The 22,307-nt window shown below is 40.8% G+C and carries 23 protein-coding genes; 19 read left to right on the forward strand and 4 right to left on the reverse strand.

The genetic code is table 11. The features are described 5' to 3' along the window. The first annotated feature begins 1 nt into the window (after nt 1). From J416_RS09850 to J416_RS09925, 16 genes are all read left to right on the forward strand, one after another. A complete protein-coding gene (locus J416_RS09850; RefSeq protein ID WP_003469922.1) occupies nt 2-1,096 on the forward strand; it encodes a hypothetical protein in 1,095 nt (364 codons plus the stop codon). A gap of 38 nt (nt 1,097-1,134) precedes the next feature. Further along, nucleotides 1,135-2,361: an MFS transporter gene (locus J416_RS09855; protein WP_003469924.1), complete on the forward strand. Its 1,227-nt coding sequence runs from the start codon at nt 1,135-1,137 to the stop codon at nt 2,359-2,361. Beyond that, on the forward strand, nt 2,333-2,644 hold the full coding sequence (locus J416_RS09860; protein ID WP_003469926.1) for a cupin domain-containing protein: 312 nt from the start codon (nt 2,333-2,335) through the stop codon (nt 2,642-2,644). Before J416_RS09855 ends, J416_RS09860 begins: the two co-directional genes overlap by 29 nt. 13 nt (nt 2,645-2,657) lie before the next feature. Then, the gene (locus J416_RS16260; protein WP_003469929.1) at nt 2,658-2,822 is read left to right on the forward strand and encodes a glycosyl hydrolase family 28-related protein; all 165 of its coding nucleotides are present in this window, start codon (nt 2,658-2,660) and stop codon (nt 2,820-2,822) included. Then, nucleotides 2,810-4,177, forward strand: a complete 1,368-nt coding sequence (locus J416_RS09865; RefSeq protein WP_003469931.1) for a glycoside hydrolase family 28 protein — start codon at nt 2,810-2,812, stop codon at nt 4,175-4,177. Before J416_RS16260 ends, J416_RS09865 begins: the two co-directional genes overlap by 13 nt. Further along, nucleotides 4,164-5,732 carry a glycoside hydrolase family 43 protein gene (locus J416_RS09870; RefSeq protein WP_003469933.1) on the forward strand — a complete coding sequence of 523 codons (1,569 nt, stop codon included), beginning with the start codon at nt 4,164-4,166 and terminating at the stop codon, nt 5,730-5,732. The genes J416_RS09865 and J416_RS09870 overlap by 14 nt, the downstream gene beginning before the upstream one ends. A gap of 8 nt (nt 5,733-5,740) precedes the next feature. Beyond that, nucleotides 5,741-6,832 (forward strand): glycoside hydrolase family 88/105 protein, encoded by a 1,092-nt coding sequence (locus J416_RS09875; protein ID WP_276116564.1) that lies wholly within the window; start codon nt 5,741-5,743, stop codon nt 6,830-6,832. Further along, nucleotides 6,829-7,524 (forward strand): rhamnogalacturonan acetylesterase, encoded by a 696-nt coding sequence (locus tag J416_RS09880; protein ID WP_003469937.1) that lies wholly within the window; start codon nt 6,829-6,831, stop codon nt 7,522-7,524. Before J416_RS09875 ends, J416_RS09880 begins: the two co-directional genes overlap by 4 nt. Next, nucleotides 7,521-8,165, forward strand: coding sequence for a bifunctional 2-keto-4-hydroxyglutarate aldolase/2-keto-3-deoxy-6-phosphogluconate aldolase (locus tag J416_RS09885; RefSeq protein ID WP_003469939.1), 645 nt, complete (start codon nt 7,521-7,523; stop codon nt 8,163-8,165). Before J416_RS09880 ends, J416_RS09885 begins: the two co-directional genes overlap by 4 nt. Next, nucleotides 8,162-9,172 (forward strand): sugar kinase, encoded by a 1,011-nt coding sequence (locus J416_RS09890; RefSeq protein WP_003469941.1) that lies wholly within the window; start codon nt 8,162-8,164, stop codon nt 9,170-9,172. Before J416_RS09885 ends, J416_RS09890 begins: the two co-directional genes overlap by 4 nt. Before the next feature lie 21 nt (nt 9,173-9,193). Then, a complete protein-coding gene (gene kduI, locus J416_RS09895) occupies nt 9,194-10,024 on the forward strand; it encodes a 5-dehydro-4-deoxy-D-glucuronate isomerase (protein WP_003469943.1) in 831 nt (276 codons plus the stop codon). 12 nt (nt 10,025-10,036) lie between these two features. Beyond that, nucleotides 10,037-10,819, forward strand: a complete 783-nt coding sequence (gene kduD, locus J416_RS09900; RefSeq protein WP_003469955.1) for a 2-dehydro-3-deoxy-D-gluconate 5-dehydrogenase KduD — start codon at nt 10,037-10,039, stop codon at nt 10,817-10,819. Between the two features lie 214 nt (nt 10,820-11,033). Then, nucleotides 11,034-11,876, forward strand: a complete 843-nt coding sequence (locus tag J416_RS09910) for a sugar phosphate isomerase/epimerase family protein (RefSeq protein ID WP_003469961.1) — start codon at nt 11,034-11,036, stop codon at nt 11,874-11,876. 179 nt (nt 11,877-12,055) lie between these two features. After that, entirely contained in the window at nt 12,056-12,889 is an 834-nt protein-coding gene (locus J416_RS09915; RefSeq protein WP_003469965.1) for an amino acid ABC transporter substrate-binding protein, read from the forward strand. After that, nucleotides 12,873-13,580 (forward strand): amino acid ABC transporter permease, encoded by a 708-nt coding sequence (locus tag J416_RS09920; protein WP_003469976.1) that lies wholly within the window; start codon nt 12,873-12,875, stop codon nt 13,578-13,580. The genes J416_RS09915 and J416_RS09920 overlap by 17 nt, the downstream gene beginning before the upstream one ends. A gap of 24 nt (nt 13,581-13,604) precedes the next feature. After that, nucleotides 13,605-14,345, forward strand: a complete 741-nt coding sequence (locus J416_RS09925; RefSeq protein WP_003469977.1) for an amino acid ABC transporter ATP-binding protein — start codon at nt 13,605-13,607, stop codon at nt 14,343-14,345. A 258-nt stretch (nt 14,346-14,603) separates the two neighbouring features. On the opposite strand, the gene J416_RS09930 is transcribed toward J416_RS09925, so the two are convergent. From J416_RS09930 to J416_RS09940, 3 genes are read right to left on the reverse strand one after another with little or no spacing between them, the layout of a single operon-like run. Continuing rightward, nucleotides 14,604-15,506: a glycine betaine ABC transporter substrate-binding protein gene (locus J416_RS09930; protein ID WP_003469995.1), complete on the reverse strand. Its 903-nt coding sequence runs from the start codon at nt 15,504-15,506 to the stop codon at nt 14,604-14,606. Nucleotides 15,507-15,520: 14 nt separating this feature from the next. Further along, nucleotides 15,521-16,177, reverse strand: a complete 657-nt coding sequence (locus J416_RS09935) for a cysteine hydrolase family protein (RefSeq protein WP_040513343.1) — start codon at nt 16,175-16,177, stop codon at nt 15,521-15,523. Nucleotides 16,178-16,182: 5 nt separating this feature from the next. Further along, on the reverse strand, nt 16,183-16,728 hold the full coding sequence (locus J416_RS09940; RefSeq protein ID WP_003470002.1) for a GbsR/MarR family transcriptional regulator: 546 nt from the start codon (nt 16,726-16,728) through the stop codon (nt 16,183-16,185). A gap of 180 nt (nt 16,729-16,908) precedes the next feature. Here J416_RS09940 and larC2 point away from each other — a divergent pair, with 180 nt between their 5' ends. Beyond that, entirely contained in the window at nt 16,909-17,373 is a 465-nt protein-coding gene (larC2, locus tag J416_RS09945; RefSeq protein WP_003470003.1) for a nickel pincer cofactor biosynthesis protein LarC2, read from the forward strand. A gap of 32 nt (nt 17,374-17,405) precedes the next feature. Here larC2 and J416_RS09950 read toward each other — a convergent pair whose 3' ends face one another. Next, nucleotides 17,406-18,386, reverse strand: coding sequence for a LacI family DNA-binding transcriptional regulator (locus J416_RS09950; protein ID WP_003470004.1), 981 nt, complete (start codon nt 18,384-18,386; stop codon nt 17,406-17,408). Between the two features lie 185 nt (nt 18,387-18,571). Here J416_RS09950 and J416_RS09955 point away from each other — a divergent pair, with 185 nt between their 5' ends. Beyond that, nucleotides 18,572-20,086 carry a tagaturonate epimerase family protein gene (locus tag J416_RS09955; protein ID WP_003470005.1) on the forward strand — a complete coding sequence of 505 codons (1,515 nt, stop codon included), beginning with the start codon at nt 18,572-18,574 and terminating at the stop codon, nt 20,084-20,086. Continuing rightward, nucleotides 20,083-21,486, forward strand: coding sequence for a glucuronate isomerase (gene uxaC / locus J416_RS09960; RefSeq protein ID WP_003470006.1), 1,404 nt, complete (start codon nt 20,083-20,085; stop codon nt 21,484-21,486). The genes J416_RS09955 and uxaC overlap by 4 nt, the downstream gene beginning before the upstream one ends. Nucleotides 21,487-22,307 lie beyond the last annotated feature (821 nt).

Raw genomic sequence — 22,307 nt, forward strand, 5'->3', positions numbered from 1 at the left:
TATGGATGTTACGGGCCGATTGTTGCAAGAACTCGATCGACAATATGTAGGACTGTTTGATTGGTTAAGCGGTCAATTTGATCCAGTGACTGGAGGATTCTACTATGCTCGAAGTTCCATAGGGGCAAGAACATTTGCACCAGACATTGAATCCACAGCACAAGCTATCAATATCTTAAAACGGCAACAGCTTTTAGATGAAATGCCTGATCCAATACGTGAGTCCATTGTCAAGTTTTTTCAACGCAAGCAAGATCAAGGTAGTGGATATTTCTTTGACGAGCATCCCGCGATGGCTAAAGATGAAGTGATGGTGCAACGTGCATTGAATTATTCAATCGGTAGTTTGAAAAGATTAGGTGCCACACCATTATATGATCTGCCTAAAGCAACCAATGAGTGGCCGTCATTTACAAAATCGGTGACGGCCTATCGACAAGAGTGGGAACGGATTAGTCTTCAAAATAGTTGGCGTGGCTGTGATCGATTAGTTTCTTCGGCAGGTTATATTCATCACATGGAACCGGAACAACAAAAGCGTTATGTGCAATCATTTGTCGATTATTTAGCCGAGATTCAAGATCCAACGACAGGTTTATGGGGGGAGGGCTCACTTTATGTAAAAATATCAGGTACTTTTAAACTGCACACGTTTTATCGAAAATATCAGATGCGTATGCCCAATCAAGAAAAAATCTATCAAAGTATTATGAGATGTTTACATGAAGAAGAGGCCACTGATATGTGCTATGTACGTAATCCAATTGATTTACTCTCCTATTTAGAAGTGGAAATACCTAGAGAATATCGTCATCAAATTTGTAAAGTGACGATTGAGAATCTTCAGTCGTTCAAACAATCGGACGGAGGATTCTCTCGAGAAATCGATCGTTCACCTAAAGCACCGAATGTTAGTCAAGTAAAAGCGGGTGAACATTACCCAGAAATGCCTCGCCCCGTTGAATTAGGGCTCGGTTTACGTGAAGGTGATATGAATGCCTCAACTCAGGCAACGTTGATTAGGCAGCAACTGTATCATTTATTACAGACGGAAAGTGTACACTCGTGCGCCCGTCACAATTTTGGCATCGATTGAAAAGACAAATGACTTGATAGGAAAGAAGGAACCAATTTATGCGTATCAAGAAAGAGAAACATCTGTCATCATATGCGATTCAGTTGCTTGTCAATCACGCTATATTTCAATTTGGCGGTTCATTATCGATTATATTTATTAATCTATATTTGTGGCGGTTAACCAATGACCTTTGGATCAATGCAATCTATAATTTGGTTGCGATTCTCACCCAGGCGTTGACGACCTTCATGATTGGAAAAGTAGCTAAGAAAAAGGGAAGAACAAGCATTTATCGATATGGCATCTTCATGACGGCTTTGTTCTATTTATTTATTGTAACTGTTCAAGAGGATATTGTGACCTATTTTTATTTATTTGCCTTATTGCGTGGAGTGGCACAAGGCCTTTACTGGGTCGCTTACTTTACGATGGTACATGAAGTTTCATCAGATAAAAACCGCCACCGTTACTTAGGCTGGAATCAAATTGTGATGGGATCAGCTAACTTAGTAGCACCAGCAATCGCTGGTTTCATCATTCAACAGTCGCAAGCATTAACAGGCTATATCATTGTGTTTTCGATCGCTTTTACGATGTTTTTTATCGCCACATTGGGAAGCTTTCGCATAAAAAGCGAACAAATGCGCCACCGAAATTATTACATGCGGTATTTACCGTTGATTCTCAAACGAACACCTGCGTTTAAAAAAGCATTGTTCGGTTGGATGATTGTCGGTTTTCCGCAAGGGATACTCATGTTCTTGCCTGCTATTTTGATTTATCAAATGTTCGATGATGAAGGGGCGGTAGGCTTTCTGAATGCAGGATTTTTAGCGATATCGATCTTATCCAGTTATGTCATTTCTCGATTTGCGAATGTAGATGCTACCTACAAGTATTTATGGATTGCTGCTGTTGGTTTTCTTACGGCTAGCTTATTTGTTACATGGGATATTGCTATGTGGAGTGTAATTTTGTTTATGGTGGTGCTCCACTTATTTAAACCGCTCCAAGCCAATGCATATGCTGCCTATTATTTTCAATGGATCAATCGAGTACCGCTCCAAACTGAATTTCGAACGGAAGCCGTTGTATTGAGAGAAACGATTATTAATAGTGGGCGAGGTTTAGGGATTTTATTTTATATCTTTTTTTCGAATCAAATGGATACACAGACTGTTGCTTATGTTTTGTTGATTGTAATGGGGATTCAATTATTGTTACCGATGTTAGTAGAAAAAGGAGGAAGCGTTCATGAGTTTGAATCAATGGGAACAGGCTGACCCAGGGGTGGTGCGAAAAATTCATCAACCAGGTAAAGATATGATGATGATGGAAGTAGCATTTGATGCAGGAGCAGAAGGGGCAATGCACCATCACCCGCATGAACAGTTGACGTATTGTTTAGAAGGAAAACTCGTCTTCCAAGTAGACGGAGAAGAAAAGGTGGTGCAAAAAGGGGATTCCTTGCATATACCTTCAAATGTAGCGCATGGTGTGAAGGCATTAGAGTCTAGCAAACTATTAGATATATTCACACCACTTCGAGAAGATTTATTGAAATAAAGGAGGAAGTTGGATGGGATTGTTTGATGTCACGCAGTTCGGCGCGAGTGATGGCGAAACCGATCACACAGAAATGATGACCCAGGCCGTTAAAGCATGCGCTGATGCAGGGGGTGGAACGGTCTATGTTCCAGCAGGTGTATATAGAACAGGGCCCATTGAATTATGTATCATATGACACTTTATCTTGAACGCGGTGCGACACTTTCGTTTACGGACAACTTTTCACAGTATCCAATCGTCAAAACACGTTGGTCGGGTTATGTATGCCATGCGTTTATGCCATTACTATTCGGTAATCAAGTGGAAAATGTTTCGATTAAAGGTGAAGGAACCATTGACGGAAATGGTGAGGCATGGTGGCAAGTGAATCGACGTTTGCGCGATGGCGATGATTATTACTCAGAGAAAACGCAAGAGATTGCCGAAGCAAATCAGACTTTTACTGAACCAGCAGATACAAATTTAGTCGAATGGCCATCCCAATTTTTAAGGCCGCCATTAGTTCAGTTTTACCAAGCAGAGCATATTACGATGCAAGGTGTGACCGTGAAAAATTCTCCCTTTTGGAATACGCATTTCGTCTTTTGCCGAGATGTCAACGTTCATCACGTTCGATTTCAAAATCCGTCAGATACACCAAATGGCGACGGACTGGATGTCGACTCTAGTCAAAATGTTCGTATTTCGGATTGTCACTTTGATGTCGGTGATGATTGTGTCGTGCTTAAATCAGGCATCAATCAAGATGGGCGTTATCATGGCATACCAACCAAAAATATTACGGTATCGAACTGCACGATGCAGCACGGGCATGGTGGTGTGGTGCTGGGTAGTGAAAACTCTGGTGGTATTGAGAATGTCGTCGTTAGTAATTGTATTTTTGATGGTACTGATCGAGGGATTCGGGTAAAAACAAATCGGGAACGCGGCAGTTATATCCGGAATATTCTCATTTCAAATATCATGATGGACAGTGTTTTATGTCCGATTGCGATTAATTCTTTTTATCGGCATGGGGTCAGTAAAAGCAATCAAGCATTATTGGATGGAAATATTATCCCAGTTAGCGAAAAAACGCCAGTCGTCGAACAAATTCGGGTGCAGCAAGTGATGGCTAGAAATTGTCGGGCAGCGGCAGGCTTTATCTATGGTTTACCAGAAATGCCGGTGAGAGATATTTCTATTGAGCATGTAACCGTTGAGATGACGGAAGATGCCTCCACACCAGGAGGAGAACCAGATATGGTTCGAGAAAAAATCGAAATGGCTGGAGAAGGTATATTCGCGAAGTATGTTGAAAATCTTACCTTCCATCACGTAAAAGTCAAGACACGCACTGGTCCAGCATTGCATGTCGAAGAAGCGAAGCAAGTTATATTGGACCAGTTGTCGCAACAAGAAAAGCCCAATGATACACCAGTTGTTCGTTACCATCATATCAACGACTTACATGTTAGTGGCTTACAGTATCAAAAACTGGCTGAGGGATATTTGAAAGAAGGGGCGTTGATCAGAAATGAAGACATTTAAAAACCCTATAATACCAGGATTTTATCCGGACCCGTCCATATGCCGGGTAGGTGAAGACTATTATTTAGTGACGTCAAGTTTTGAGTATTTTCCTGGTGTCCCTATTTTTCATAGTAAAGACCTGGTTCATTGGAAGCAAATTGGGCATGTACTGGATCGTCCTGAGCAACTGAACTTGGATCAAACGCCGAATTCTCGCGGGATATACGCACCGACGATTCGCTATCATGAAGGTGTATTTTATATGATTACAACATTCGTCGAAAGTAAAGCGGGAGCAAGAATGAATTTCTATGTAACGGCAACAGACCCGGCTGGTGATTGGTCAGATCCGAACTGGTTGGAGACGCCACCTGGCATTGATCCTTCTTTATTTTTTGATGATGACGGTAAAGTCTATTATACCGGTAATCGCAAGCCACCATCAGGAAGACAGTATGCAAAGCATAATGAAATATGGTTGCAGGAACTTGATGTAGACAAAAAACAACTCGTAGGTCCAACTTACAGCTTGTGGGATGGGGCGTTGAAAAATGCTCATGCCCAAGAAGCACCTCATTTATATAAAATCAATGGCTGGTATTACTTAATAATTGCTGAAGGTGGTACAGGTCATACACATGCTGTCACTATTGCAAGAAGCAAGAAAATTACAGGACCCTATGAAATGACTGAAACCAATCCAATTTTGACACATCGTCATTTAGGAAGAGATTATCCGATTGTTAATGTCGGGCATGCCGATATTGTTGAGACGCAACACGGTGATTGGTGGATGGTTTGTCTCGCCTCGCGACCGTATGGTGGTTATTATCGCAATCTCGGCAGGGAAACATTTCTTGTGCCGTTTGTTTGGGAAGATGGCTGGCCGATTGTTAATCCTGGAAAAGGGATGATTGAGGAAGAAATGGCGTTTCCTCAATTGACGGAACATCGCTGGCCAAGTGAGGGGCATGCTGATTCCTTTGAAGCAAGCGAGCTGAGCGATCAATGGAATTTCTTACGTACGCCTCGTGGTAATTTTTGGTCATTAACGGAAAGGCCGGGTTATCTACGGTTACAAGCAAAGAAAGAAACGATCATGGAACAAGAGAACCCATCATTTATTGGTAGAAGACAGCAGCATATTCACTTTTTGGCTCAAACAGTTATGGCATTCAAGCCACAGACCGAGTATGAAACAGCAGGCCTGGTATTACTTCAAAATCATGAGTACCAATTTCGAATGGAAGTGCTATTAGAAGGAGAAAAAACATATATTCAATTGGTGAGAAGGGAAGCAGGCGTTGATGAAAGAATGGCGAAAAACGAAATCGATTCGGACAACGTTTACTTGAAAGTAGAAGCCGAAGGGCAGGCCTATTCATTTGCTTATGCAACAAAAGCGTGGGACTGGCAAGTGTTAGCGGACCGAGTGGATGGCACGATTTTAAGTACAGATCAGGCAGGCGGTTTTGTTGGTGCGTATATAGGGCTTTATGTTTCGGCAAATGGAGAAGATAGTACGAATTATGCCGATTTTGATTGGTTTGAATATCACGGAAATGATAAGTAGAAAGGTGGATTATAATGACAGTGACACAAAAGACCGCTCTCGATTGGGCGAAACTAGCTTGTGATACGTTGATGCAGCAATATGAACCTGTAAAATTACCACCCGCCGATCGCTGGCATTATCATCAAGGTGTATTTTTGTGCGGCATGTACGATGTGTGGAAACAAACGAACGAGAAAAAATACTATGACTATGTCAAAACGTATGTCGATCAGCTAATCGATGAGAACGGTAACTTTTACTTTGCCAGAAGTGAACTTGATGCGATTCAACCAGGTTTGTTGCTGCTGCCCTTGTATGAAGAAACGAAAGATGAAAAATACAAACTTGCTGCCCGTAAGTTACGCCATTTATTGAACACATTAAATAAAACAAAAGAAGGCGGCTTTTGGCATAAAGATAAATATCCGTATCAAATGTGGCTCGATGGATTGTATATGGCTGGACCATTTGCGATCCAATACGGTCAACGATTTGGAGAACCAGAATTAACGGACCTTGTCATGGAGCAGGAGCGGTTGATGCGCAAACATACGCAAAAGGAAAATGGTCTTTATTATCATGGTTATGATGAGAGTAAAAAAGCGCCGTGGGCCACTGAACAGGGCCATGCTCCAGAAATCTGGGGAAGAGCACTCGGTTGGTATAGCATGGTGACAGCTAATTTTATCGAGATGCTTCCTGAAGGCCATGAAAAACGAGAAGAATTGAAAACGGTTGTCAAACAATTGGTCGATGCGCTGATTACGTATCAAGATAAAGAGACTGGTCTGTGGTATCAAGTTGTTGATAAAGGTGACCAAAGTGATAATTATTTAGAAAGTTCCTGTTCTTGCTTATTCACTTATGCGATCGCAAAAGCTGTCAACATGGGGTATGTTGATACGTCTTATTTGACTTATGCCGAGAAAGCATACGACGGTTTGCTTAAAAATAAGGTAGAAGTAGATGATCGCGGACGTTTCCATTTACATGATATATGTATTGGAACGTCAATTGGTACTTATGATTACTATGTCCATCGCGAGCGCAGTACAAATGACTTGCACGGTGTCGGGGCCTTTGCACTAGCGAGTATTCAATTGGAGTTAAGCAAATGAAGAAGGTGCAACTTTTCCTAGCTGGGGATTCGACGATGTGTGATTACGAACCCGAACGCTACCCACGCATGGGATGGGGGCAAGTACTGTCATCCTTTTTTCATCATCAAGTAATGATTAGAAACCATGCTGCCTCAGGTAGGAGCAGTCGATCATTTTTGACAGAGAAGCGGTGGGAGGCGATTGAAAAAGAACTACAGGCTGGTGATTATGTGCTGATTCAATTTGGCCATAACGACCAAAAGCCTGACCTTGAGCGATCCACTGATCCGTTTTCGAGTTATCAAGAACATTTACAATTTATGATTGAACGCACAAGGACCTGTGGCGGGACTCCCCTCTTACTCACGTCGATTGCAAGGCGACACTTTAGTGAAACTGGTAAATTGCTTGATACACATGGGGATTATCCGAAGGCAGCTTGTGAACTTGCAGAAAAACAAGGTGTCACTGTGATTGATATGAATCGGTTGAGTCAGCGTTTGATCAGCGAGTTAGGAGAAGAATCGTCAAAAAAACTATTTATGTGGATAGCACCAGGTATCTATTCTGCTTACCCGGATGGGGAGCAGGATGATACCCACTTGCAAGAACATGGGGCACGTGCGATGGCGAGATTATTTATCGATGAAATCCAGGAGATAAAACATCCACTCGCAACTTTTCTTCCTAGAGATGAGGTGAAGTCATGAATAAAGTACATGTGTTATCAACGATTCAAAAACAGAAACTTGTGGCGGTGATTCGAACAGACAGTCAAGAACAAGCGATAAAAGTAGCGGATGCATGTATTGATGGTGGAATCTATACGCTTGAATTCACTTTTTCGATTCCGAATGTGGAAGAAGTGATACGTACGATGACGGAGAAATACCAAGATAACAAGCAAGTTATTGTAGGTGCGGGCACTGTGCTTGAGGCGTATGCGGCAAGAGAGGCGATTACGGCAGGTGCAGCGTTTGTAGTGGCGCCATCGTTTGATCAAGAGACAGCCAAGCTCTGTAACTTTTATCAAGTACCTTATATGCCAGGTTGTGTAACCGTATCGGAGATCAAACAGGCAATGGAAGCAGGTGCAGATGTTGTGAAATTGTTCCCGAGTCATACGTTGCGTCCAAGTTTTGTGAAAGCAGTACAAGCCCCGTTACCTCAAACCAACCTTATGCCGACAGGAGGCGTTAACTTAGATAATCTACGTGAATGGCTGGATGCTGGAGCGGTTGCAGTAGGTATTGGTGGGAATTTAGTGGCGCCAGCAAAAACGGGTGAGTATGACAAAATCACCGCATTGGCGAGACAATATGTCGATGAAGTAAAAGAGGTGATCGAATGAAAGTGATTACCTTTGGCGAAATGCTACTGCGGTTGACGACGGCAAATGATCAACGATTCTATCAAGCAAACAAATTAGATGTCTATTATGGCGGGGCCGAAGCAAATCTAGCTATCTCGTTAGCGAATTTTGGTTTTGAAGTTGATTATGTGAGCCGCCTACCAGACCATTTCATTGGTGAAGCTGCGATTCGTTATTTAGCGTCCCATCAAGTTGGTACGAATCAAATCTTGCGGGGTGGCGAGCGACTAGGGACTTATTATGTAGAAGCGGGAATCGGGAACCGTTCGAGCGCTGTTACTTATGATCGAAAGTTTTCGAGTTTTGCCACAGTAGATCCAGGCGTATTTGATTGGAATATGATTTTTGAGGGTGCAGACGTTTTTCATACAACCGGGATTACGTTAGCTTTATCCTCTTCATTGCGCCAAATCACCAAGCAAGCGATGCAAGCAGCAAAAGAAAAAGGAATGACCGTTAGCTTTGATTTTAATTATCGATCGAAGCTTTGGAGTCAGAAAGAAGCGAGTCAAGCTATCCAGGAGGTTTTACCTTATGTGGATATGGCGTTTTGTAATCATATGGATGCGATCTATCTTTTAGGTATCGACGAAGCGTTGGAGCAATGGGATGGCCGGCGAAAATTGCAGTATTATTATCAGCAGATTCAAGAGAAATTTCCAAGTATTCAAATATTCGCATCGACAAAACGAGAAGTCGTATCTACGTCGAAACATTACTTGCAAGGAAATTTTTATATAAATGATGAACTTTACCAAACATCGAGCTTTGCGATTGAACCTGTGATCGATCGCATTGGTGGGGGGGATGCCTATGCAGCAGGGATTCTTACTGGTCACTTAAATGGTTGGAGGCCAGAGAAGATCGTTTCCTTCGCTACGTCAGCTGCCGTGTTAAAGCACACGATCAAAGGTGATGGAAACGCATTTTCTTCATTCGAAGTCGAGCAGTTCCAGGAAAACATGGGCCAAGAAATCAAGCGATAATATGACAAGGAGGAATTATTCATGGAAGTACGTTACGCAAACCACCCAGAGGAGATTAAAAGGTATAATACGGATGAATTACGTGAAAAGTTTCTCGTCGAAAAGCTATTTGAACCAGGAAAAGTGCATTTAACGTATACGCATGTGGAACGAATGATTTTTGGTGGTGTGACGCCAGCAAATGAAGCGTTAACCATTAAGCTGGATAAACAGTTGGGTGTTTCCTACTTTTTGGAACGACGTGAGTTAGGGATTATTAATATTGGTAACCAAGGTTCGGTTGAATTAGATGGTAAGACATATGATATGAAACGACACGATGGTTTGTACGTCAGCCGAGGGACGAAAGAAGTCTGGTTTCATTCCAATGATCCAGCCAACCCTGCGAAATTTTATATTATTGCAGCACCCGCTCATCATACGTATCCGACAGTGAAAATTGATATTAAAGATATTCAGCCATTGGAACTAGGTGAATCGGGTACATTAAATGAACGTAAAATCCACCAATATATTCATCCGAATGTCTGTGAAAGTTGTCAACTACAGATGGGCTTAACGATGATTATGCCAGGAAGCGTCTGGAACACCATGCCTGCCCATACCCATGACCGTCGTAGTGAAATCTATTTATATTTTGATATGGAAGAGGATACGAGAGCCTTTCATTTTATGGGTGAACCACATGAAACGAGACACTTAGTGTTGAAAAATGAACAAGCTGTTATTTCCCCAAGCTGGTCCATCCATTCTGGCACGGCAACAAGTGATTATACATTTATTTGGGGCATGTGTGGTGAAAACATTACGTATACCGATATGGATCATATTCGCATGGATCAATTGCGCTAAGGAGGTAAGTAAATGGTAGAACAAGTGAATCAATTTTCATTAGACTACTTTTCGCTAAAAGGAAAGTCAGCGATTGTCACCGGTGGAAATACAGGACTTGGCCAAGCCTATACGGTTGCTTTGGCCAAGTCTGGCGCGAATGTATTTGTCGTGACACACGGGACGAATTGGGAAGAGACGAAAAGTTTACTAGAAGATGCGGAAGGCAAGGTGGAATTTCATCAAGCTGACCTTGCCGATCGTGAGCAGTTAAAGCAAGTAGTTCCGGCATGTGTGGATGCATTTGGTTCGGTGGATATTTTAGTGAATAATGCTGGTACGATACGTCGGAATCCGATCTTAGATTATGAAGAAACGGATTGGGACGATGTGATGGCGTTGAATCTAGATGCCGTATACTTATTGAGTCAAGCAGCAGCCAAGGTGATGGTTGAACAAAAAGCAGGAAAAATAATTAATATTGCTTCGATGCTGTCTTTTCAAGGTGGTAAGTTTATCCCACCATATACGGCTAGTAAGCATGCAGTTGCAGGGTTAACGAAGTCATTCGCCAATGAATTAGCACCGCATGGCATTCAAGTGAACGCAATTGCACCGGGGTATTTTGCGACGAAGAATACAGAGCCCATCCGTTCAGATGAAAAAAGGAGTGCCGAAATCTTATCACGAATTCCTGCCGGTTATTGGGGTGATCCGAGCGATTTAATGGGAACGGTTGTCTATTTAGCAAGCCAAGCATCGAATTATATGAATGGACATGTTCTAGCCGTCGACGGAGGATGGCTCGCAAGATAATTAGGAATGACTAGCGTAAAAGCTAGTCATTCTGCTCGTTAATAGATGTCTGCTTTAGTGGTCTATTCTCAAGTTTGGTCGTTTTATTCTCAACTTTGGTAGGTTTATTCTCAAGTTTAGGGATTTTATTCTCAACTTCGGCAGATTTAATCTCAACTTTAGTGAATTTAATCTCAACTTTCACCATTTTATTCTCAACTAAAGGAGGTTGGTTATGCATCTCAACTTAGGGATTCGTGGGCATGATATTGATTATGAGCACCCTGAGGAAATTGCGTCTGAAGTGGCAACAAAAGGATTGCAGGCGGTACAGTTAGCTTTAGCCAAATCATTTCAATCGCTTCCTACTGAAACAGGAACGTTAAGTCCAGGTTTTGCTCATTATATTCAACAATGTTTTCAAGAAAAAGGGGTTCAAGTTGCTATTCTCGGATGCTATATTAATATGATTCATCCAGATCAGGCGAAACGGGAGAAATTACTAGACCGATTCAAAGAACACATTCGCTTTTCCAGAGATTTTGGCTGTAGTATCGTGGGCTCAGAAACAGGAAATGTCAATGAAAAAATGGGATATACGGAAGATAATTTTACGGAAGAAGCATTTTGGAAAGTCGTAGCTAGTGTTCGAGATTTGGTGAAAGAAGCAGAAAAGTGGGGGGTCATTGTCGGTATTGAAGGTGGCATTAATCACCCCATTCATACACCGAAAAAAATGCGCTGGTTATTGGATGAAATTGATTCGAATCATTTGCAAGTCATTTTCGACCCTGCTAATTTTATGTCGATGGACAATTACCAACAGCAAGAAAGTGTGATCGAAGAAGCTTTCACCCTTTTTGGCGATCGAATGGTGCTGATTCATGCCAAAGATTTTGTGATCGAAAATAAATGGATCAAGATGGTCCCTGTCGGTCAAGGAATGCTACGCTATGATATCATCTTTCGATGGTTGAAAGACCATAAGCCGTATATTAACGTTTTATTAGAAAATACGAAGGAACCTTACATTGATGACAGTATTCATTATTTACATGACCAATTTCGTCGTGCATAAGAATGATAAAAAGGATCAGAATAAAAGCAGCGAATGGAAACAAAGGTTGAATACACCTTTATTTCATTTGTTGCTTTTTCTTTATATTAATCAATCATCTTTCGTTTACAAACAGATATAGATCATGTATAATCGTCGCTATCAGACAAATTCCGACAAAAATACTGGGGGTTTTCAACATGAAGAAAATAAGCATCTTACTTTTATCAGCTTTGTTGTTTGTTATGCTAGCAGCTTGCGGAACGACAGAGGACAATGAAGAAACAAGTGGCAATAACAATGGAAATAATAGTGAATCATCTGATGAAAGCTTATATAGTCAAATTCAAGAGAATGGTGTCATTACAGTAGGAACAGAAGGTACCTATGCACCTTTTACCTTTCATAATGAGGAAGATGAACTAACGGGATATGATGTCGAAGTAATGAGAGAAGTCGCTAATCGATTGGATTTGGATGTAGAGTTCAGAGAGACACAATGGGATTCGATGTTAGCTGGCTTGAATAATGAGCGTTTTGATGTAGTGGCGAATCAAGTGGGTATTCGTGAGGATCGCCTTGAAAAGTATGATTTCTCTGAACCATATACGTATACTGGCGCTGTCATTGTCGTACCAGCCGATAACAATGACATCACTTCGTTTGCTGACTTAGAAGGGAAAACGTCAGCTCAATCATTGACAAGTAACTTTGAAGAAATCGCGACAGAAAATGGAGCAGAAATTGTAGGTGTTGAAGGATTAGCACAGTCGATTGAAAATATTAAGCAAGGTCGCGTAGATGTAACAGTGAACGATCGCTTAGCCGTACTCGAATATATGAACGAGAAAGGCGATGATTCTATCAAAATTGCTACGCAACAAGACAATGTTTCACGTACCGCTTTTGCGTTTCGTAAAGGTAACGAAGAATTAGTGGAAGCTGTCAATGGCGCACTCAATGAAATGAGAGAGGATGGAACATTAGCAAAAATCTCGAAAGAATGGTTTGGTGAAGATGTTTCTTCTAAATAATACATTTGTATTTACGATAACAGAAGGGACAGCTGGTTGGGAACTAATTAAACAGGCTTTTTGGCCAATGGTAGAAGGCGGAATTAAATATACAATTCCGCTTACCTTAATTTCCTTTGCAGTCGGTCTATTGTTAGCACTACTTACGGCTGTGATGAGGTTGTCGCGTTCACGGATTGTACGAGCACCAGCTGCATTTTATGTGTCAGCGATCAGAGGTACCCCAATGATTGTTCAGTTATTTATCGTTTTTTATGGTTTACCTAATATCGGTTTAACAATCGAACCATTTCCAAGTGCTGTGATCGCCTTCTCGCTAAATGTGGGTGCTTATGCTTCAGAAGTGATACGTGCCTCGATATCCTCAATTCCTAAAGGGCAGTGGGAAGCAGGTTATACAGTTGGAATGACAAACGGTACAACCTTACGACGAATTATACTACCACAAGCCGCGAGAGTATCCGTCCCGCCGTTATCCAATACGTTTATTAGTTTGGTCAAGGATACATCGCTTGCTTCACTTATTTTAGTGGCGGAATTATTCCGACAAGCTAGGGAGATCGCGGCAAGGACTTATGAATTTTTGATTCTTTATATTGAAGCGGCCTTTTTATACTGGATCATTTGTTTTATTTTAACTGTTTTACAAGAATTGATCGAACGGCGACTCGAGCGTTATATTGCGAAGTAGGTGGTGGTTAACATCTTATTATCAATGAAAGGTCTATCAAAATCATTTGGTGATCTCGAAGTGTTGAAAAATATTAATATGGAGATTGAAAAAGGCAAAGTGGTAACGATTATGGGACCGTCTGGTTCTGGTAAGACCACTTTGCTACGTTGTTTGAATGCATTAGAGGAGCCGACCACAGGGGAATTCCATTTTGAAGATGGTTTTCACGTTAATTTTAATCAAAAACTAAAAAAGCAAGATTTGTTAACCTTGCGACGTAAATCGGGCATGGTGTTTCAATCTTATAATTTGTTCCCGCATAAGACCGCACTAGAAAATGTGACAGAAGGTCCGTTGGTTGTACAAAAACGTGACCAACAAGCGGTGATTGAACAAGCGAAACGTCTGCTTACAAAAGTAGGTTTACAGGATAAGATGGATTTATACCCTTACCAATTGTCTGGTGGTCAACAACAACGGGTCGGCATTGCTCGTGCACTAGCGATTGAGCCGGAATTGATGCTGTTTGACGAACCGACTTCAGCATTAGATCCCGAATTGGTCGGGGATGTCCTCAACGTGATTAAAGAATTAGCGAATGAAGGATGGACGATGGCTGTTGTCACGCATGAAGTGCAGTTTGCTACCGAAGTAAGCGATCATGTGATATTTATGGATGGTGGCTATATCGTCGAACAAGGAACACCCCAAAAAGTGTTAACAAATCCAAGGGAAGAAAGAACGCAACAATTTCTCCAACGTATTTTACGACCTAGCTTATAAAATGGATACCATAGTATAATGAACTAAAAGCAAACTTTATCTGTGTTTTCATCAGATAAAGTTCGCTTTTTTGTTGTGAATAAGCATTCGCTTGCTGTTTATTTGAGGTCAGATTTCAATCATAGGCATACATGGCAATCCCTGAGTAAATTTTATTTTTAGAAATCACTGAAGTCGCATATTCGATGGTCCGTTTATGAGAAAAAAGTTGCCCTTGTCATTTGTTATGACATGTAAGGGCAACTTTGTAAGCCGAGTTTAATTTTCGATCATTTGATTGACTTTATCTTGATGTTCTTCAATCCATTGTGATGCAAGTTTTTCAAAGGATGTACCGTTTTCTTCATTTTTATAAATCATATCTTCGAGTGCATCAATGGAAATGCCCCAATTGGATAAAATTTGATAGGCTTCTGGATATTCTTCTTCAATACCGTTATAGGACAATACATAAACGTTATCTGCTTTAAAATACTCATTTTGTCCTTCTAAAAATTTCAGATCATGACGAGCAAAAATGGAGTGTGGTCTCCATGCTGTAAATAGAACAGGCTCCTGATTGCTGATCTTCTCTTCAACGACTGAAATCATCGCACCCTCACTAGAAGTGGACAGTTCGATTCCACTTTCTCTCATGTTAAACCCTTCCATTAAATCTTTGGATAGGTCAACAATGCCTGCACCCTCAGCAATGGAAACGACTTGATTATCATACTTCTCTGGATTTTGCTTAATATCTTTGATGGTATTTTCTTCAACATAAGACGGTACAACCCAACCAAGTTTAGCGTTTTCATAACTTGTTGTCACTTTTGTCAAATCATCTTTAAACTTTTCCCAACGTGCGGCTTCGGTATAAGGTAACCATGCATCCATAAAAAAGTCGATCTCTTGATTCGCCATGCCTTCCCAAATCATTGGTTGAGAGATTTTTTCGATTTCTACAGTATATCCTTGTTCTTCTAAAATTTGTTTCGCAATTTGTGTTGGAGGTGCTGTACTAGACCAGGGCGTTTGTCCGAATGTAATCGTTCCTTTTTCTTCGTTAGTTGTGCCTTCGTTATTTTGTTCATTGTCATTCGTGGAAGGTTGTTCGTTCCCGCAAGCCACTAATAATACCATTGCAAACGATGATACCATCAATAATAAAAGTTTTTTCATGATGAATGTCCCCTTTATTGTATATTGTTATACATGTTGCGCATGTTTTCCGGAGTAAACTGCATCGTGTCTACTTTGTCAGCTTTCCATGAATAATAATTCTCTCCTTTGACTCGTTTTAATAGATTCGATGTGTCATAGATCTCTAAGTTGTAAATCCAGTTGGCCATAATCATCATTGCTGACATATGCGCCCCTTCATTAGAAGCTGTGCATATATCTTTGACTAAATGAATGTTGTAGTCACGAAAATAAGCATCATAAACAGAAGTCATTAAACAACCATCAGTGACAACGCCACCAATGATAAGATCTGTCACTTGCAAGTTGCGAAGCATCAAGTCAAGACTGGTTTGATAAAACGCGCTCCAGCGATATTTATCAATGATAATATCTTCTTTCTGAGGTTTAATCTCATCGATGATGTCAATGTTTTCTGTGCTGTTATTGTAGAAAAATGGTGTGCCATCTTGATTTAATGGTTCTCCTAGGGAAAGTCCAGCACGATCTGAACGGTTGATTTGTCGTGTATAGATAACGGGCATTTGTAATGCATGAAAACTGTCAATTAATTGTTTAGCGTTTTGTGTCACTTGCTCCATATGATCGAGGCCAAAGTTACTTTCTTTTTGTAAATCAATCAATACAAGAGCTGTATTTTTTCGCTTCATCATCATTACTCCTTTTTATCTTCCTTCTTAGGTAGGAAATCAAATATTTCTCCTGATTCCATTACGTTAGCTAAGCGCATCGTCCAATCAAAGTAATCATAGGAATCTTGTATAAGACGTAAATCTTTATGTGCAATGTCTTGCAATGCAGGATCCTCGGCGTTAGCCTCGATCTCTTTTAATTTGGGTTCCACTTGTTCAGCGGCTTTCAATATCAAGTTTCGTTCTTGACGCATCTTCTTAATAAAAAATGACATGAAGTTTTTCAAGAAATCTTTTTCTGCGACATAGTGATCTTTGCGTTCGCCTTTTTTCCAAACTTTTATGACCATTTCTGTTTCTAATAATTCTCGTAATCCATTGCTGACACTCGCTTTACTCATCGCAACTTGTGTTTTAATATCGTCGAGATTTAATGGTTCTGAGGCAAAATAAAGCACACCGTAAATGCGGCCAACGGATGGAGTGACCCCATATATCACCATCGTTTGGGCAATTGCACTGATCATCATGTCTCTTGACTGTTCGATCGCTTCGTGCTCATCTGTCACGATGTAACCCCCCTTTTTTATTATATACAATTTATATTATACATATTAAACAAATTATATAAATTATACAACCCCCTAATCGGCAAATTTTATTTCAATTAATCTATAATCGTAGCAAAGTTCTATCTAAAGGTATGGTAAAATAAACATAAAGTCGAACTTATCAGTGGGGTGAAAAAGATGGAACAACCACCAAATCATGAACATGTTGATCATCAGATGATGAAGGTTGAGGTGAATCTCGATGACACACCTGGCGAATGGTTAGGGTATGTCATGGATCGGTTGTTTGAGGCAGGGGCAAATGATGTCTATTATACGCCGATTTACATGAAGAAGAATCGCCCAGGAGTATTGGTGCAGTTGCTTTGTCATGAAAAGATTTTGGATAGGATGCGGGATATTCTTCTTCGTGAAACGACGACACTCGGCATTCGCTATTATCCGTTAACCGTTTATCGGATGGAACGGCGCGTGCGTAGCATTGAGACAATGTATGGCTACGTTTCAGTAAAAGAGGGATTACATAACGGACAAGTCATTAGTCAAGCGCCGGAGTTTGAAGACTGTCGAAGATTAGCTGAAAAACATCAAATACCGCTTAAAAAAATGTACGAAATGGTATGGAAGCAGATGACGTCTTGAGACGAGAAACCTTAAGAAGGTGATTCGTCTCGCTATGCTGGTCCGCACGTTTGTCGTTCGGTGAGTGTAGGTGATAATTTCTTAATGAAAGCATCAGGTTGGTTTGACTCAATATGTTCAATAATGCCGTGGACAATCTCTTCTGCTAATTCATCAACAGGAACACCGATACAAGTCATCGGCATTTCCATCGTGGCCATTTGCGGAATATTGTCATAGCTGATCAGTGACATATCATGGGGTATGCTGATTCCTTTTTCTCGTAATGCACGTAAAATTCCCCCACTAATATCATAGCTACCACCAATGATGGCAGTTGGTGGATTCTCTTGTTGCAATAACTGCTCTACCGCATAATAACCATCAAACCAGCCTAATCCTTCAGTATCAATCGACTGAACATGATTGGAGAGCCCCGTGTTGGTCATTGCTTTTTGATAGCCTTCGACTTTTTCCTTTTGCAAGCTATCATTTGTGTCAATATGTCCTACATAGACAATGGATTTGTGGCCTAAACGATATAAGTATTCCACTGCTTGCTGCATCGCCGCTTCATGATTGGCATCAATAATTGGATACGAACGATGATCAGTACTGGAAACGCCATATGCGATCATGGGGATGCTATCATTATCGACAGGGTCATCATTGGATTCTTCAAAGACAATCATCCCGTCCACTTGGAATTTTTTAAACGTATCAGTGGCAGTATCGACATCTTCAACAGATAAAATCATTGAATAAGGTGTCGACTCAAAGGCTTTACTAATATTTGAGACAAGAGAAGCTAATACGATTCGTTCGATGGTTGGCCAGATGAGCCCGATCACTTCAGTTTTCTTTCGGACGAGTTGTTTAGCAGCAAGATTTGGTTCGTATCCCATATCTTCAGCTACTCGTAATATTTTTCTCTTCGTCACTTCTTTGACTAATGGACTATCATTCAATGCTTTAGAAACGGTCGAATAACTCACGCCTGCTTCTTTTGCAATATCTTTTATCGTTACGTTCATGATTGTATCACCTAATTCTTTCTAAAAAATTTTTATTATGTATTGAGTTCTATTATAGGATAGTATATCATAAAAATAACAACGTTGTTATTAATGAAAGAAAAGTTTTTCAAATTTTAGGTCGTTTGTTTGATAGGAAATTTGAAATCGTTAACATTCGATAATCTATGAGAGGGAGTGGAGACATGGTAAAGCACTTTGAATCTGTATTGGAGGAATTGTCACAAAGAAAGGTACCAACTTCAACTGAAGAAGTAACTGTGTATACACCATCGTTTGAGGAACATGCAGGTAGCCAAGTCGTTATGGTGAAGTCAGGTACGGAAAAAATGATAGTAGCAGCAGGTGCAGGTGAGTTATTTGAAGCGTTGTCTGGAGAGGATATTGGTAAAGGGAAAGTTTGCCCGTTGACACATGAGAATCGGTTAGTCTTAAATCAGTTCTTTAGCTATACAGCTCCACAAGCATTTGGAACAGATATTGCGACGATGGGATTAGGTGACCGATTAGGTATCGCGTCGCCAGGTCATATCGACACGGTGAAAGAGCGTAACGTAAAGCCAATTTTAGCACAACAAAGCATTCGTGAATTAACGCTTTTGAATCGGACGATGACGGATATTTTAGATGCCGCGGCATTTGCTGTTTTTCAAGAAGGATATAAAGATGGCTATGGTGCAGATGCCGATCATATTAAACTGGAAAGTGATATTGAACACGCATTACAACTCGGCTTTTCGTTCCTTACGTTAGACTGTTCAGAACAGATTCGTAATGATGTAGAGAGTCAAACAAGTGATGAGATTCAAAATGAATTTGCGTCTTTATCCGATGAAAAAAGAGCGTATTTCAGTAACTATTATCTAGATCAAACCTTTAATGTACATGAACGACAAATATCATTTGATCAAGCCAACTTGGCGAAAAATGTTCTCGTGTACGGTGAGGCGATTGACTTTATGGAGCATGTCTATCATACGTACTTGCAATCACTGGATCGAGATGTTGATTTTGAAATTTCTATCGATGAGACAGAAACGGTGACTTCACCAGAAGCCCATTTCTTTGTAGCAGAAGAGCTTCGTCGCAGAGGGGTCAAGGTAGAAAGTCTTGCGCCACGTTTTTGCGGAGAGTTCCAGAAAGGTATTGATTATATTGGGGATATGGACCAATTCGAAAAAGAGTTAAAAGAACACGCTGACATTGCCAAACATTTTGGTTACAAGTTGAGCATTCATTCCGGTAGTGATAAGTTTAGTGTCTTTCCGATTATTGGCAAGTATACTGATGGATTATTACACATTAAAACAGCAGGAACGAACTGGCTTGAAGCCGTGCGCGTAGTCGCTCAAGAGAATCCAGATCTTTATCGCCGTATGCATGTATACGCTGAAGAACATTTTGAAGAGACTTTAAAGTACTACCATGTCACCCCTGACTTAGACAGTGTGACCCCACTGAAAGAACAACCAGACGATCAGTTACCTGAATATATGAACCATGATGCCGCCCGTCAACTATTTCATGTCACCTATGGCATCTTGCTGACGGCAAAGGATGATGCAGGTAATGATTTATTCCGCGATGAATTTTTCGATACGTTATTAAATAAAGAAGATGCTTATCGCCAAGCGCTCGCTCATCATATCGGACGCCACTTAGACTTACTCGGACTATCAAAAAAGGTGGGAATTGAATGAAACCATTTATGGATGAGAATTTTGTCTTAACGAATCCAACAGCTGAAAAATTATATCATCAATATGCAAAAGATTTACCGATTATTGACTATCATTGTCATTTAAGCCCGCAAGAAATCTATGAAAATACGCAATTTGAAAATATTACGAAAATATGGTTATATGGCGATCATTACAAGTGGCGGGCGATGCGGGCCAATGGTGTGGAGGAAAAGTATGTGACAGGGGATGCGAGTGACTATGACAAATTTCTCGCTTGGGCGAAAACTGTCCCGAAATTAATTGGTAATCCTCTATATCACTGGACACATCTAGAATTGAAACGGTATTTCTCTGTCGAAGAACCGCTTAATGAACATACGGCACCAGCTATTTGGGAAAAAGTGAATCAGCAATTAAATAGCGGTGAATGGAACGTGCGCGATTTCATAGTTAAATCTGGTGTGGAAGTGGTTTGTACCACGGATGACCCGACCGATTCATTGGAATTTCATGAAAAAATCAAAGCGGATGATCAATTTGATGTAAAAATTTTACCAAGTTATCGCCCAGATAAAGGGCTAGAGATTAATCGTGAAGGCTTTACAGATTGGGTCAACAAACTCGCCGAAGTTTCGCATATGACGATTGATTCTTATGATGCCTTTTTACAAGCGTTGGCCAATCGAATCAACTTTTTTCATGACATTGGTGGGCGTGTTTCCGATCACGCATTGGATGAAGTCGTGTATCAAGAGGCAACTGCATCGGAAGTTGCTAATATCTTCAATAAGGCACTTGCTGGTGAGGCGGTTACTGCTGAAGAGGAAGCGAAGTATAAATCATATACATTAACCTTTTTAGGAAAGAAATATCATGAAAAAGGTTGGGCCATGCAATACCATATCAACGCACATCGCAACAATAATACTCGTATGTTCAACGAGCTCGGACCGGATACGGGGTATGACTCCATGAATGATGCACTATTGGCCAAACCACTTGTAGGATTGCTCGATTCGTTAGATCAAGCGGATGCGATGCCGAAGACAATTCTTTATTCTTTGAATCCACGTGATAATGTGACGATTGCCACGATTATGGGAAGTTTCCAAGGTGGTGGTGTACCGGGGAAAATGCAATTTGGTACTGCTTGGTGGTTTAATGACACGAAATTAGGCATGATCAATCAAATGGAAACATTAGCAGATATCGGCGTATTCAGTCAGTTTATCGGTATGCTGACTGATTCGCGTAGCTTTCTGTCCTATACACGTCATGAATATTTCCGCCGAATTATGTGTAACTTGATCGGCCAATGGGTCGAAAACGGTGAGTATCCAAATGACGAAGCTGCATTAGCAGACATTGTGCAGAATGTATCCTATTATAATGCCAAAAAATATTTTCAATTTGATTAAGGAAAATGGATGCATAAGGAAGAACTGGTAGAGTATCATGCCCAGTTTTTCTTTTTGCTAAGGGCGAAAGGTCGATTGTATAAGGGTGTCGTTATATATGAGTCAAACAGAAGAAATAAGAGAAATGGTTTGCAGTAAAAATGTATTTATGATGCAAACAAGGGATTGAGGAGCAGCTGTTTGCAGTAAAAATGCATTTATGATGCAAATAAGGAATTGAGGAGCAGCTGTTTGCATAAAAAATGAGTTGGTGTGATTTTTACTGGTAAATCTAATCAGAATATGTGCCGATTTCCCAGTACTTTGAATTTTACCGGGAAATCGCAGTCAAATGTTCCATTGATTTCCCAGTAATTTTTCATTTACCAGGAAATCTAGTTAGAAGCATGTAGCGTTTTCCCAGTAATGTGCGTTTTACCGGGAAATCCCCTGATCATCAACTAAGGATTTCCCAGTAGTTGATCGATCAAAGGGAAAACCATCCGACTTCTAGAAACATTTCCCGGTAATTGTTTTTTTCATTAACGCTGTTTTCTAAAAGGTTGTTGCTATTTGACACATATTATGATGAGTGATAGGCGATGACGCCTGCGGGAACAGTACGAGCCGAAGACCCCCGGACGCACCTGCGTCTACTCGTATCGCTTTGAAGCGGGCTTCCTCGGTGCAAGGGAGCAGGGAAGTTTCTCAAGTAGTACCCTGGCTGAGGCCGTGCCCGGGTCTTAGAAGACACTGCGAAAGCTTGCTTGAGCAGATGTCGCAGTTGTGCCTGTGGTGCAAGCATTCGCCGATAGCGAATCATCTTAAAACAACAAAGTTTA

The sequence above is a fragment of the Gracilibacillus halophilus YIM-C55.5 genome, from assembly GCF_000359605.1.
GTDB lineage: Bacteria > Bacillota > Bacilli > Bacillales > Amphibacillaceae > Gracilibacillus > Gracilibacillus halophilus.